The sequence below is a fragment of the Psychrobacter sp. BI730 genome (assembly GCF_013414195.1).
Classification (GTDB): Bacteria; Pseudomonadota; Gammaproteobacteria; order Pseudomonadales; family Moraxellaceae; genus Psychrobacter.
This window is the reverse complement of the sequence record NZ_JAATTV010000001.1, coordinates 75,547-90,040: the sequence shown is the minus strand read 5'-3', so window position 1 is coordinate 90,040 and position 14,494 is coordinate 75,547. Positions and strand designations below refer to the sequence as shown.

The following is a 14,494-nucleotide window of genomic DNA, read 5'->3' as shown; positions in this document are numbered from 1 at the left end:
CTTTACGCTAATTATAAATTGTCTACATATGGTTAATTGCTAAGCATCTATTGCCAATGGTCTTTTAACCATGGGCTTGGCTTCACATGTCGATACCATTTACCGCCACTGCCAGCAATTGCATCTGGCGGGTTAATCTCACCATGGAAGATAACGATTTTTGCATCATCCGGCAGAGTAGGTGTGCGTACAAAGTTAAAAGGAATCGGCGCAATACATTGATACTTAAAGCTGACACACCATGTTTTATCCCAATACTCTAGGTGATGATGCTCACGCAAATAGTTAGAGAGATAGGCCTGCTCGTGACGTACTTGGGTGCGAATGGTTTCAAAGTTTCGCTCAAAATTGGACAGCAAATCAGGATAGGTATTCATGCCAATATTAAAGCGATAGACAGAGCTGTTGCCAATCATGCGCCAAGGTTTTTTCCAGTCGCGAATGATGACGACGCTGTCTTCATGTTCTGCTTGGTAAGTGAAAAACGCATCGATATTATCGACAATGACGATATCGATATCTAAAAATAGCGCCACACCTTTTAAATCATACAGCTCAGGCTTAAAGGTAGTCAGTTTTTTCCAACCACGTTCAGGACCTGCTGGTAAATCCATGTCAGGTATCGGATAGCAGGCAATCGTAGGGTCAATACCTGTGCTGTCATCGGTCAAGCAAACCATTTTAAAATCCAAGGTTAGATGTCGACTAACCATGTTGTAGAGACGATTGACATATTCAGGACCATATTTGTCGCCCCATTTCATACAGATGATATAACGCTGTTCAGCAGCATTTGTGATGGTTTGATGAGGGTCTATAGATGAGGTCTTAGTTACGTCAGATGTCATAATGCACTCGTATTGAGATAATAGTCAGATAAATGAAGGACTAATAAAAGTAAAAGAATATAGAGTTCAGCCAATATTAGCATAGCTGTGACTGATGGTACGTCTAAACTGATGGTATGTATAAATAGGCAACACTAGGTTGGTGATGACTAATGATTGTCGAGCTTAGTGTTATAGCTTTTAACAGTACTATCGTTTTTAACATTGTCGATTTTAACGTTGTTATTTCGAACGCTATCGTTGATATCACCAGCAGAACGACTAGAAACGCTAGAATGGTGAGATTGGATAAAGGCTGCTAAAGTCTCTTTATCTTTTTTATAAGGGTTGCCTAAGTTTGGTATACGCTTAAAACGTCGATAGCCCCACATATAATGACTGTAATTGTCTTTAATCATACGCTCCATGGCCTGATTGAGAGCATGAGTTGCCACTTCAGCATTACGGTCATACAAGGCTGGATCGTTGAGTTTGTAGCAGTAAATATCAAAACCGCGTCCATCGGTACGGCGAATACAAGATAAGCCAACCAGCGCACATTTGGTCTTGCTCGCCAATTTTGAGGCAAGGGTACTGGTCAATGTTTTGATACCAAAGAACGGAACAACAACACCGCCTGATGGCTCTGGAACGTGGTCGGGCAATACAATACTAAAACCACCTTGCTTGAGCGTTTTAAACACGGCTTTGACGCCGCTACCATCAGTAGGGACTAAAGTCGCGTTGAGTCGGGCTCGACCTTGAAGGATAAACTCATTAGCGAATTTGCCGTCAACTGGCTTATACATAATAGTTGGCGCACCAAACTGGTTGAGCCAAGCATTCATCATCTCCCAAGTGCCGAGATGCGGTACGATAGCAAGCATGCCATTTGGATTGGCAAGACCTTCTAAAAGAATGTCTTTATTATGGACATCACGAATCTGAGCGATACTCCACTCAGGTGGCATCGCCCAGCTTTTTATAGATTCAATACTGGTCAGACATTGATGATAAATAATGTCTTTGGTCAATGCACGCTTTTGCTGCTCAGACAGTGTATGAGTAATCAGCGCCATATTGATCTGAATGGTACGCATGATACTTAGACTGGGTATCTTAATGATAACCCAAGCGGCAAAACGTGCCAGCATCTGCAGTACAGACAATGGCACGACTTTGAAAATATGATACGGATTCATGACCACTCACATGGTAATGAATCACGTAACAAGCACTGTAGACAGCAACCGCGCATCATCAAACGATTTATTCAGCAGGCTTGCTGGTATCAGCCTGTGCTTTTTCACGCACACGGATACCAAGCTCACGTAGTTGTTTGCTATCAACGCCAGCAGGTGCTTGGGTCAGTGGGCAATCAGCCGTTTTGGTTTTTGGGAAGGCGATAACGTCACGGATAGAGCTTGCGCCTACCATCAACATAATCAAACGATCCAAACCAAATGCTAGGCCGCCATGCGGTGGTGCACCGAATTTTAGGGCATCAAGTAAGAAACCAAATTTGTCTTCAGCTTCTTGCTCACCGATACCCAAGGCTTCAAGTACAGCTTGCTGCATATCGTAAGTATTGATACGTAAGCTACCACCACCAATCTCAGTACCGTTCAATACCATGTCATAAGCGATAGAAAGGGCAGACTCTGGGTTATTTTTCAACTCTTCAACTGAGCCTTTAGGCTTAGTGAACGGATGATGCATCGACGTCCAGCGACCATCGTCAGTCTCTTCAAACATTGGGAAGTCAGTTACCCAAAGTGGGGCCCATTCACAAGTTGTCATTTCAAGATCTAGACCGATTTTTTGACGTAATGCACCAATCGCATCATTCACGACACTGGCTTTATCCGCACCAAAGAAGATAATGTCGCCATCTTCTGCAGCAGTACGCTCGATCAAGCTCACAAGTACGTCATCAGTCATGTTTTTGATAATTGGAGACTGTAGGCCAGACTCTTTATCCACACCATTGTTGATACTGCTAGCGTCATTGACCTTGATATAAGCCAAACCGCGTGCGCCATAAATACCAACAAACTTGGTATAAGCATCGATTTGCTTACGGCTTAATGATGCGCCGCCAGGAATACGTAGGGCAGCCACACGACCTTTAGGATCGTTAGCAGGACCGGCAAATACCTTAAAGTCAACGTCTTTCATCAAATCTGCAACGTCAACCAACTTTAGAGGAATACGTAAGTCAGGCTTGTCTGATGCATAGTCGCGCATTGCTTCAGCGTAAGTCATGCGTGGGAACTGTTCGAACTCAACGTCCATCATTGTCTTAAACAAATGCTTGATAAGACCTTCGTTGATGTTCATGATTTCTTCTTCGTTCAGGAAAGAAGTCTCAATATCCACCTGAGTAAATTCAGGCTGACGATCGGCACGTAAATCTTCATCACGGAAGCATTTAGCAATTTGATAATAACGGTCAAAACCTGACACCATCAATAATTGCTTAAATAACTGTGGTGACTGCGGCAGGGCAAAGAAGTTACCTGGACGGGTACGTGATGGTACAAGATAATCACGCGCACCTTCAGGCGTTGCACGAGTCAAGATAGGCGTTTCAACATCCAAGAAACCATGATCGTCTAAATAACGACGAATCGCTGACGTTGCCTTGGCACGGAATACCATACGCTCTTGCATTTGCGGACGACGCATATCAAGATAACGATACTTTAGACGCAGGTCTTCAGATACAGTCGTTTTTTCGTCATTCAATGGGAATGGTGGCGTTTCAGATTTAGCCAGTACTTCAATTTCTTTGCCCAATAGCTCAATCTGGCCACTGGTCATATTATTATTTTCAGTACCTTCATAACGACGACGTACGCGGCCAGTTATCTTTAGCACGTATTCAGGACGTACAGCATCAGCTGCTGCAAAAGCTTCTGGGGTATCAGGGTCGACCACGACCTGTAAGATACCAGCGCGGTCACGCATGTCTAAGAAAATCACGCCACCGTGATCGCGACGACGATGTACCCAGCCTACGATACTAATGGTTTGCTCAAGCAAGCTCTCGGTTACGGCTCCGCAATACTCGTCTCGGTATTCGCTATGCGTCATAGTGCTTTGCGTCATAATATGGTTATCCAGTTATCAGCCCAATTCGAAGTACAATAATGCAGCCATTGTTGTGCGTTTCAAGCTATTTGCAAAAAAAACACACAAACAACGCGATTAAGACATATGGTCATCACGTTGGCTGCAGAAAATTTGATATAAACGCATATTATGCCTAATCTGCCTTTGTTATACAACCGGCTGAGTTCAATCAAAGAACGGGAGTCTGCAAGTATCTGACGTATTTATTCAGTGATATTTATATTGGGTTAAATATTGTCATCATGCTTGAAAACACCGCTTAGTGTGCACATATCAACCGCACGCTAATAAAAACAGCCATATCAATATATTTACTGACTTGAGGATTTGTAACCATGCTATTTCATCCCCCTAAAAACCCTGTCGAGCTTAAAATACGCCACTTAAATGATGCTCAAAAGCAGCGCCGTGAAGATTTGATGGAAGCCACCCAAGGCAAAGCTGCCCTCAAACAGTTCAAAAAAGTCATGGCCAAAAAAGCTAAGCAAGCATTGAAAGCAAAAACTAAAAATAAGAAAAAACATACTGATGATAAAGCACAAGTTTTTGTGCTCGATTTTGATGGTGATATCAAAGCAACTGCGGTCAAACATTTGCGTGAAGAAATCAGTACTTTAATTAGTACCGCAAATAAAGGTGACGAAGTTATCGTCCGTCTTGAATCAGGCGGCGGTCTGGTACATGGTTATGGTTTGGCCGCAGCGCAATTGGTTCGCCTAAAGGATGCTGGCTTAAAATTGACGGTCTGTGTCGATAAAGTGGCGGCGAGCGGTGGCTATATGATGGCTTGTGTAGCAGACAAGGTAATAGCCGCACCATTCGCTATCATTGGTTCAATCGGTGTTGTGTCGCAGCTGCCAAACTTTCATAAATGGCTAAAAAACCATGACGTCGATTATGAAATGTTTACCGCTGGTGACTACAAACGTACGGTGACTGTATTTAGTGAAAATGATGCCGAAGACCGTGCCAAATACCAAGAAGAGCTAGAGCAGACGCATGAGCTATTTAAGCATTTCGTTAACACGTATCGTCCAGAACTCGATGTTGCCAAAGTAGCTACGGGTGAGCATTGGTATGGCGAAGATGCATTAAAGCTTAACCTGATTGATAGTCTACAGACTTCAGACAGCTATATTTTAGAGCGTATGGAAGACAACGAAGTGTATGCACTATATTCACGTCAGAAGCCGACGTTAGCAGAAAAGTTAGGATTGGCTCAAGCAGCAGAAGCGACACTGAGCATGGCTGTAGATAAATTACCTGATGCACTTGCACGTTTTGATTTGAATAGTCGTCTAAACATTCTGAAATAATGTTAGTTATCATTATGGTAGTTAAGTAATGATATGTTAGTGCTCAGAAGTTTTTGGATACATTGTTTATATTTTGTAAAAGGCGTGGCCTAGCTGGTCGCGCCTTTTTGCTGTTTATTGACAATTGCTGTGTTATAAATGTAGCTCACGGAAAACAGTATACGTGCGTGCACTAAAGCTCTAGTAGAGCTTTTTATCAACATTTGATTCAGACAATCAATAAAGAAAAGGAAGTCATTTATGTCTAACGACAATTTAATGTTTACCGCAACAGAACATGGTCAATCCATGCATGCCAAAGTCAAAGCGTTCATTGAGACGCATATTGAACCCATCGAAGCCCAATTCTGGGAAGAATGTCATAAGAAAAACCCTGATGGTAATTGGGAAAACTGGGAGTGGCCAGAAGCCTACGAAAACCTGCGCAAGCAAGCACGTGAAGAGGGCTTGTGGAATTTATTCCTACCAGATGATACGTTAGGTGCAGGACTGTCAGTCACTGATTATGCGCCTATCGCAGAGTTGACTGGTCGTAGCTTGCTAGCACCTCATGTATTTAACTGCAATGCCCCTGATAGCGGTAATATGGAGCTGTTGTGGCGTTACGGTACTCAAGAGCAGCAAGACAAGTGGCTTACCCCAATCCTAGAAGGTAAGACACGCTCTGTATTCTGTATGACTGAGCCTGACGTGGCGTCAAGTGATGCAACCAATATGCAAGCAACCGCCGTAGTAGATGGTGATGAGATTGTCATCAATGGTAGCAAGTGGTGGTCATCTGGTCTTGGTGATCCAGCGGTTGATGTCCTGATTGTGATGGCATATACCGCGGATGAAAGTGCAGACCGTCATCATCAGCATTCGATGGTGCTTGTGCCAGTCAACACACCAGGTGTGAACATCAAACGTATGCTTAAAGTGTTTGGTGATTATGATGCACCGCACGGCCATGGTGAGATTAGCTTCGAGAATGTGCGTGTGCCAGTCAGCCATTTTATTGGTGGACCTGGTAAAGGTTTTGAGATTGCACAGGGTCGTCTAGGGCCAGGCCGTATTCATCATTGCATGCGCTGTATCGGTGCTGCCGAAAAATCTCTTGAGTTAGCGGTCAAGCGTGGTATGTCGCGTACTGCCTTTGGTAAGCCGTTACTGCAATTAGGTGGTAACTTTGAGCGTATCAGCGAAGCCCGTATCAAAATCGACCAAGCACGCTTGCTCACATTGTACGCCGCCCAAAAAATGGATGCTCAGGGTACCAAAGCCGCATTGACGGAAATCTCTGCTATTAAAGTAGTGGCGCCAACTGTGCTACAAGAAGTCGTCGATATGGCGATTCAGATTCATGGTGGTATGGGCGTGTGTCAAGATACTTTGCTACCGAATTTCTACGCGCAAGCACGTGTACTACGTTTGGCAGATGGTCCAGATGAAGTACATAAAACCATGATTGCTAAATTAGAGTTAAAACGTCAGGGCTTTAGTCGTTCTGCTAAATCTGACAAAGCTTAGTCTTAAGCTTAATCTTAACAAACGGTTGTGTGAGTTAGTTTCGATTTGCTCACGCAACTATCAAGAATAAGCCAATCAAAATGCTAATTGAAAATTCACTATTAACGACTTAGTAGTGAATTTTTCATCACTAGAGCGAGTCCTCATTTCAAAAATAGTGAGAAGAGTGAGATAAACTGAATTGAGAACTGGCTCGCATATCTGTTATAAAAATAAATGACCACATGATAAGGAATGTCTCATGGCAACTGATAATAAAGTACTAGACAAAGGCGGTGCCGTACGCGAAGGTGAAGAGCTTGATGCCAAAGCAGTAAGCGCATGGCTTCGTGGTCAAGGTGTCGGCGTGGTAGGCGAGCCTACAGTCACTCAGTTCTCAGGCGGCGCATCAAACTGGACGTATCGACTACAATATGAAGGTGAAGATAAAAACCAAGATCTCATATTACGTCGTCCACCAAAAGGTACCAAAGCAAAATCTGCCCATGACATGGTGCGTGAGTACACCGTTCAAAAAGCATTAAAAGATGCTTATCCTTATGTACCTGAGATGATTGCACTATGTACGGATGAAGCTGTTATCGGCGCTGACTTTTATGTAATGGAGCGGATGGAAGGTATTATCCCTCGTGCAGAATTACCAGAAGGTATTGATCTAAATCCAGAACAAACGCGTCTGCTTTGTACCAATGTATTAGACGCTTTGGTAGAGCTACACCAGATAGACTATACCGAGCATCCTGATTTGGTCAATTTGGGCCGCGGTGAAGGTTACTGTGAACGCCAGATCAGTGGTTGGGATAAACGTTATGTTAAAGCAAAGACGCCAAACGTACCGGGCTTTGCACTGGTTAGACAATGGCTTGCTAAGCACACGCCTGCTGATAGCAAAACTTGTATCATTCATAATGATTGGCGCTTTGACAATGTCATACTTGATGCAGATGAGCCGACCAAAGTTATTGGCGTGCTCGACTGGGAGATGGCAACCCTTGGTGATCCATTGATGGACTTGGGTAGTGCGTTGGCTTACTGGATTGAAGAAGATGATAATATCATCATGCAGCAGTTCCGTCGTCAGCCAACACATTTAGAAGGCATGATGACGCGTGATGAAGTGGTTGAATATTATCTAAAACAGTCAGGTTTAGAGATAGATAACTGGACCTTTTATGAAGTGTTCGGATTGTTCCGCCTCTCAGGCATTATTCAGCAAATCTACTATCGTTATTATCATAAGCAAACCACCAATCCAGCGTTCAAAAACGCTTGGCTCGTTATACATGTCATGCATGCTAAATGTTTGAAACTGATTGCGCAATATGAAGGCGAAGCCTTATTCAATGCGCATGTGCAGCCGCATTTAGAAGACATAGGCGTAGATGCTGCTGCTATCGAGCAGTTACCAAGCCCTGCTCAAAAAGTGGTCAAAAGTATTTTACCAAAAGGTTATTTTGCAAAAGCACCTGACTCTCCTGAAGCGTAAGCATTCAGCAAACCGTACTTTAGCAAATATGATAAAAGGTAAGAATTTATGACAACCATACTTTTAGCACGTCATGGCCAAGCGTCTTTTGGACAAGAAAACTATGATCAACTCTCAGAACTAGGCACTGTTCAGGCACAAATGTTAGGTCAGCACTATGCAGCTACGCAGCGCCGTATTGATGCCATATTTACTGGTAGGTTGGTTCGGCAGCAAGACTCAGCACGTCATTTTTGGGAGCGTTACCAATCGTCTGTACATGCCAATAATAGCGATGGCACAGCTGTTGCGCCCGCAATTAACTTTGATCAGCCTGATAGTTATATTCTGCCGCAATTTGATGAATTTAATCATAAAGACGTGTTCGTTAAGTCAGCATCGGCATCGGGCAATCGATCTGACATCTCAGCTGAAATCGCCAAAGCAGAATCGCCAGCTACCCGACTGGCTGAGCTATTTGATCAAGCGATGCAACGCTGGCATGCTGGTGACAATGACCAAGATTATATTGAAAGCTGGCCACAGTTTAATAATCGTGCACAGCAAGCCCTTGAACAAGTACGTACAAAAGTAGCAAGTATGAGCTTAGATCAGGGCAGCACCGTGCTCGTATTCACTTCAGGTGGTGTCATCGCTGCAATCACTGCACAGTTATTGCGACAAGGCAGTCAGACCGCTTATCAGCTGAATAAAAGCTTGGTTAATACGGGTGTGACCTCTATTACTTTAAAAAATCAAAGTTCTCGCTTGTTGTCTTTAAATGAATACAGTCATTTATTCTCTGATGGTAAACCGTTTGTGACATGGCGGTAAATTTACACATGATTTGCGGATAATGTAGTGTCATATCTGCTTAAAGTATAAACCTTATCGACGCTTATACTAAGAAATACCGATTTGATTCTGTGTAATATCGATATACAAAGGACGGTACATGCAAAATAAATTAATAAAATTGGTTGCTAAAAGTGCGCGCCATAGCAAAAACCAGATAGTAGGCGCGGTTCGACCTACAAGCTATCTAAAAGACCTGAGTAAGCAGCAAGTAGGCACAGGTAAAACGGTGCTTATCACAGGTGCCAGTTCAGGTCTGGGCGAGGGTATGGCAAGATTGTTTGCTAGCCTTGGCTACAACTTGGCTATATGTGCGCGTCGCACTGATCGTTTAGAGCATCTAAAATCGGAGATAATAGACAAGTATCCTGATATCCGAGTCGAATACCAAGCACTAGATGTAAGTGATTATGATACGGTTTTTCAAGTGTTTGATGCTTTTGCAGATGACTTTGGCAGCATTGAGCGAGTAGTGGTCAATGCTGGTATTGGTGATAGCCGCCGCATTGGTAAAGGGCATTTTGAAACCAATCGCCGCACTGCTGATGTCAATTTTGTTGCCGCACTGGCACAGTGTGAAGCAGCTATGAATATCTTCCGTGCTCAGAATAGCGGCCATTTGGTAGTCATATCTAGCATGTCAGCCATGCGCGGATTACCTAGGCATCTGACGACCTATGGTGCAAGTAAAGCTGGCTTGGCTCACTTAGCAGAAGGCATTCGTGCTGATATGCTTTTGACCAATTTACCTATTAAAGTTTCTACAATTTACCCAGGTTATATTCGTACTGAAATCAATGAAGGCTCTAAGCCATTACCATTTGAAGTTGATACAGATACTGGTACCAAAGCAATTGTCGCGGCTATCGAAGCGGGCGTAGATGAAGCCTGTGTGCCGAGCCTACCTTGGTCTATGGTCAGTCATGCGATGAAGCACTTGCCATTACAAGTAATGAATAAACTAAGCTAATCAAATTGGTTTTCCTAAGGTAGAAAAGAAGAAGCCCACTATTATTGTAGTGGGCTTCTTCTATTTGCTCTGAAATAGCAGGGCAAGTATTACAACGTTTGAGGATTATTTGAAATATGCTGTTCACGCAGCTTTTGACGTAGTACTTTACCAACATTACTCTTTGGTAGTTCACTGACAAACTCAATATGACGTGGACATTTATAACCAGTCAAATTTTCAAGTGCGAATTCTTTGATGACTTCTTTAGTGACGTTATTATCGGCAGGTACGATATAAATTTTAACCGCTTCACCTTGATTTTCATCAGGAATACCAATTACGGCACAATCGACAATACCATCACAATCAAGCATGACAGATTCGATCTCATTCGGAAATACATTGAAGCCTGAAACTAAGATCATGTCTTTCTTGCGATCTAGTAGAGTAAAGTAGCCTTTTTCATCCATGCTAACGATATCGCCAGTGCGGAAGTAGCCATCGCGAGTAAAGTCATTGCTATTGTCTTTATTAAAGTATCCTGACATGACGTTTGGACCTTTGATACACATCTCGCCTGCTTGATGCATGCCAACACGCTCACCGTTTTCGTCAACCACGATAATATCGACACTCGGTACAGGTATACCAATAGTACCGTTGAACTTGCGGTCAGTGATAACGTTGGCAGTACCACCAGCCACGCCTTCAGTCATACCCCAACCTTCAACCATAGGGCAGCCAGTCACTTCTAACCAACGTGCTGCGGTTTGCTCAGTTGCCGCCATACCACCAGCTTGAGTGATACGTAACGAGCTAAAGTCCAAGTCTTTAAAGTTTGGCTGGTCAAGTAAACCTTTAAATAGAGTGTTCACAGCAGGGAAGATGTGGAACGGTTGTTTTGATAAGGTTTTGACAAAACCTGGCATATCGCGCGGATTAGGTACTAGAATAAAGGTATAACCTGAACGCATACCTAGCAAACTCAGCATAAAGGCAAAAATATGATACAGCGGTAAGGCCATAATCATATTGATGTATACTTCGTTGATACCTGAGGTCACAGGGCGATACCATGCCTCTGATTGCATAGCAGCAGCAACGACATTACGTTGTGTTAGGACAGCACCTTTAGATAACCCAGTCGTACCACCTGTATATTGCAAAATCGCTTTTTGTTGTAGGGTGGTTTTTGGTGCTTGAATCGGTAGGTTTTTTCCCTTTTTTAATACTTCAGGGAATTTAGTGACATTGTACTTAGGGTCATTCAGGTTGTATTTTGGAACCAAGCGTTTAACCTGACGAATCACCGTATTGACCAAAATACCTTTCAGACCCATCATATCGCCCATTTTCGATAGCACGATACGTTTGATATTGGTCTCTTCAATAACTTGCTCAAGCGCTTGGGCAAAGTTGTCAACAACAAAGATAACCTGAGCGCCCGAGTCGTTCAATTGATGACGTAGCTCACGGCCTGTATATAGCGGATTGATAGGTGTACAAACGTAACCTGCACGCAGAATACCAATCATAGTCGGTAGGTATTGTGGAACGTTCGGCATCATAAGAGCTACTACGCTGCCTTTAGGTAAACCTTGAGCCTGTAACCATGCTGCGACTGCCAGTGAAGCGTTATCAACATCACCATAAGTATGCGTAACACCCATACAGATAGTCATCGGATGCATACGAAAGCGGTTAAAACACTCTTCATATAACTCTATGAGGCTTTCATACTGATCCGGATTAATCGTCTTAGGTACGTTTTCCGGATATTGAGCAAGCCAAGGTTTATCTACAGTCATGATTAGCGTCCTTAAATATTAAAATAAATTAAGGCTCTATAAAAAAGTAGTCACATCCATGTCAACAATTTAAATCGCTGTTCCGTTAGCAAGAAATTGTCGAGTGCTATCCTATATGTTCACATACTGCTAAAATACGGGGCCCTTATAAAGTTTGATTTAATCACAGAGCATAAATAGCTCATCAGATTAAAAAACCAATTAATGTTTTGGTAATGAAAATAGCTACTAGTAATGCTGCTAATCAATCGATATGAATCATAATTATATAAGATCAAAATAACAGAAAGTATAGTGACACATTTTGGCAATACATTAACATAACTACAACCGTGCCTGTTATTCTTATACAAGAACTTGATAGTTTACAGTTAAATTTGATAAATGAAATAATATATGTTGAATAATCAGAAAATACCTAGACAAATAATTTACTTTCTTATCAAGTAATTAACATGAAATTTATTCAAAAAATGTCATATAATTGGATATAAAAGTAGATTTGTAGTAATTATAATAGAGAAATTTTATAGTTGAATGACAGAAAATAAATATACAAAAGGGCATCTTACAATTACTGTAAGATGCCTTTAGTAAAAATAAATTCATGTTTTTAGAATTTTTTAAAAATTGTCTCTATTTATACTTGAGGGTAGTCTGCATTGTGTTTTTCACGCAATTTTTGACGCAGTACTTTACCGACATTACTTTTTGGTAGGTCGCTCACAAACTCGATGTGGCGTGGACACTTATAACCCGTTAGATTGTCTAACGCAAAGTCTGTAATCACTTCTTTGGTAACGTTATTGTCTTCAGGTACTACGTATATTTTGACCGCTTCACCTTGATGACTATCAGGAATGCCAATTACCGCGCAGTCAAGAATACCATCACAATCAAGCATCACAGATTCGATTTCGTTCGGAAATACATTGAAGCCTGAAACCAAGATCATGTCTTTTTTGCGATCTAGCAGTTTAATATAACCTTTGTCATCCATGCTGACGATATCACCAGTGCGGAAGTATCCATCACTAGTAAAGTCAGCACTACTGTCTCTATTTAGATATCCAGAGGTTACGTTAGGGCCTTTAATACATAGCTCGCCCCCTTCGTTTAAACCTACATGCTTGCCGTCTTCATCGATAATAATGACATCGACACCAGGGGCTGGTACACCGATAGTACCGTTAAACTCACGATTGGTAATAACGTTGGCGGTACCAACTGCAACGCCTTCTGTCATACCCCAACCTTCGATCATCGCGCAGCCCGTCACTTCTAACCATCGATTCGCAGTTTGCTCAGTAGCCGCCATACCACCAGCTTGTGAGATACGTAAAGAGCTAAAGTCCAAATCTTTAAAGTTAGGATTATCGAGCAATCCTTTAAAGAGGGTATTAACCGCAGGGAAAATATGGAACGGTTGTTTTGATAAGGTTTTAACAAATCCAGGAATATCGCGTGGATTAGGGACTAGTATAAAGGTATAGCCTGAACGCATACCAAGTAGGCTAAGCATGAATGCGAATATATGATACAGCGGCAGCGCCATCACCATATTGATATACACTTCGTTAATTTCTGATGTGATAGGGCGAGTCCATGCCTCGGATTGCATCGCTGCTGCTACGATATTACGCTGCGACAAAATAGCGCCTTTCGAAAGACCTGTGGTACCGCCTGTATATTGTAAAAATGCTTTTTGATCCAAAGACATTTTTGGTTGCTGAAAAGGTAGGTTTTTACCTTTTTTCAATACTTCAGGAAGCTTAGTGACGTGGTACTTGGGGTCATTGAGATTGTACTTGGGTACTAAGCGTTTGACCTGACGAATAATCGTATTGACCAAAATACCTTTTAATCCCATCATATCGCCCATCTTCGATAGGATGACACGTTTGATAGCTGTTTCTTCAATGACTTGCTCAAGCGCTTGGGCAAAGTTATCAACCACAAAAATTGCTTGAGCACCAGAATCGTTCAGCTGATGGCGTAATTCTCGGCCAGTATATAGTGGGTTAACAGGGGTACAAACGTAGCCTGCACGTAGTATTCCAATCATGGTGGGCAGATACTGTGGAACGTTTGGCATCATGAGAGCGACGACACTACCTTTTGGCAAGCCTTGATTCTGTAGCCAAGCAGCAACTGCCATCGAAGCGTTATCGATATCACCATAGGTATGAGTCACTCCCATACAAATGCTCATTGGGTGCCCACGGAAACGATCGAAGCATTCTTCGTACAGCTCCATGATGCTGCTATATCTATCGGGATTAATGGTTTTTGGCACACCGGCTGGATATTGAGAAAGCCAAGGTTTGTTCGATATCATAGTTAGCATCCTTGCGATTTGATATAGGCTAAAGTATTTTGAAAAGGTAGTTATCAATCTATCAATGGTACAAACCACCATTTACTTAAGTGGTATATACCATATTCAATAGCATCCCTGTCTATTGATTAATAGCTAGTCTTTTTGCTGCTATAACAGCATTCTATTTAATGAGTATTTAGATAAAGCATTAAATAGAACAAACAAATAAAATGTTTAGTAAAAAAAACAATGCTCGTTCTAAAACTATTTATCTGCTGCTTACCAATAAAGTATCAAAAAAACGATA

10 protein-coding genes are annotated in these 14,494 nt (G+C 42.2%); 5 read left to right on the top strand and 5 right to left on the bottom strand.

The genetic code is table 11. The annotated features are described in order from the left end of the window. Positions 1-47: 47 nt before the first annotated feature. The 3 genes from HCZ91_RS00330 to aspS all read right to left on the bottom strand — a co-directional run bounded on the left by HCZ91_RS00330 (position 48) and on the right by aspS (position 3,923). Positions 48-848 (bottom strand): glycosyltransferase, encoded by an 801-nt coding sequence (locus tag HCZ91_RS00330; protein ID WP_102092860.1) that lies wholly within the window; start codon positions 846-848, stop codon positions 48-50. Positions 849-997: 149 nt separating this feature from the next. Further along, positions 998-2,029, bottom strand: coding sequence for a lysophospholipid acyltransferase family protein (locus tag HCZ91_RS00325; protein WP_179797251.1), 1,032 nt, complete (start codon positions 2,027-2,029; stop codon positions 998-1,000). A gap of 67 nt (positions 2,030-2,096) precedes the next feature. Further along, positions 2,097-3,923 carry an aspartate--tRNA ligase gene (gene aspS / locus HCZ91_RS00320; RefSeq protein WP_101204567.1) on the bottom strand — a complete coding sequence of 609 codons (1,827 nt, stop codon included), beginning with the start codon at positions 3,921-3,923 and terminating at the stop codon, positions 2,097-2,099. Positions 3,924-4,297: 374 nt separating this feature from the next. On the opposite strand from aspS, the gene sohB reads away from it, so the two are divergent. From sohB to HCZ91_RS00295, 5 genes are all read left to right on the top strand, one after another. Then, positions 4,298-5,278 carry a protease SohB gene (gene sohB, locus HCZ91_RS00315; RefSeq protein ID WP_179797249.1) on the top strand — a complete coding sequence of 327 codons (981 nt, stop codon included), beginning with the start codon at positions 4,298-4,300 and terminating at the stop codon, positions 5,276-5,278. Positions 5,279-5,536: 258 nt separating this feature from the next. Continuing rightward, positions 5,537-6,787 (top strand): acyl-CoA dehydrogenase family protein, encoded by a 1,251-nt coding sequence (locus HCZ91_RS00310; RefSeq protein WP_257019930.1) that lies wholly within the window; start codon positions 5,537-5,539, stop codon positions 6,785-6,787. A gap of 241 nt (positions 6,788-7,028) precedes the next feature. Continuing rightward, a complete protein-coding gene (locus tag HCZ91_RS00305) occupies positions 7,029-8,273 on the top strand; it encodes a phosphotransferase family protein (protein ID WP_179797245.1) in 1,245 nt (414 codons plus the stop codon). A 48-nt stretch (positions 8,274-8,321) separates the two neighbouring features. Continuing rightward, the gene (locus HCZ91_RS00300; RefSeq protein WP_179797243.1) at positions 8,322-9,086 is read left to right on the top strand and encodes a histidine phosphatase family protein; all 765 of its coding nucleotides are present in this window, start codon (positions 8,322-8,324) and stop codon (positions 9,084-9,086) included. Positions 9,087-9,207: 121 nt separating this feature from the next. Beyond that, a complete protein-coding gene (locus HCZ91_RS00295) occupies positions 9,208-10,077 on the top strand; it encodes an SDR family oxidoreductase (protein WP_179797241.1) in 870 nt (289 codons plus the stop codon). 89 nt (positions 10,078-10,166) lie between these two features. Here the strand turns inward: HCZ91_RS00295 and HCZ91_RS00290 are convergent, their stop codons facing one another. Next, positions 10,167-11,867: an AMP-binding protein gene (locus HCZ91_RS00290; RefSeq protein ID WP_179797239.1), complete on the bottom strand. Its 1,701-nt coding sequence runs from the start codon at positions 11,865-11,867 to the stop codon at positions 10,167-10,169. 640 nt (positions 11,868-12,507) lie between these two features. Continuing rightward, complete coding sequence (locus HCZ91_RS00285) at positions 12,508-14,205, bottom strand: AMP-binding protein (protein WP_179797237.1); 1,698 nt, start codon at positions 14,203-14,205, stop codon at positions 12,508-12,510. Positions 14,206-14,494 lie beyond the last annotated feature (289 nt).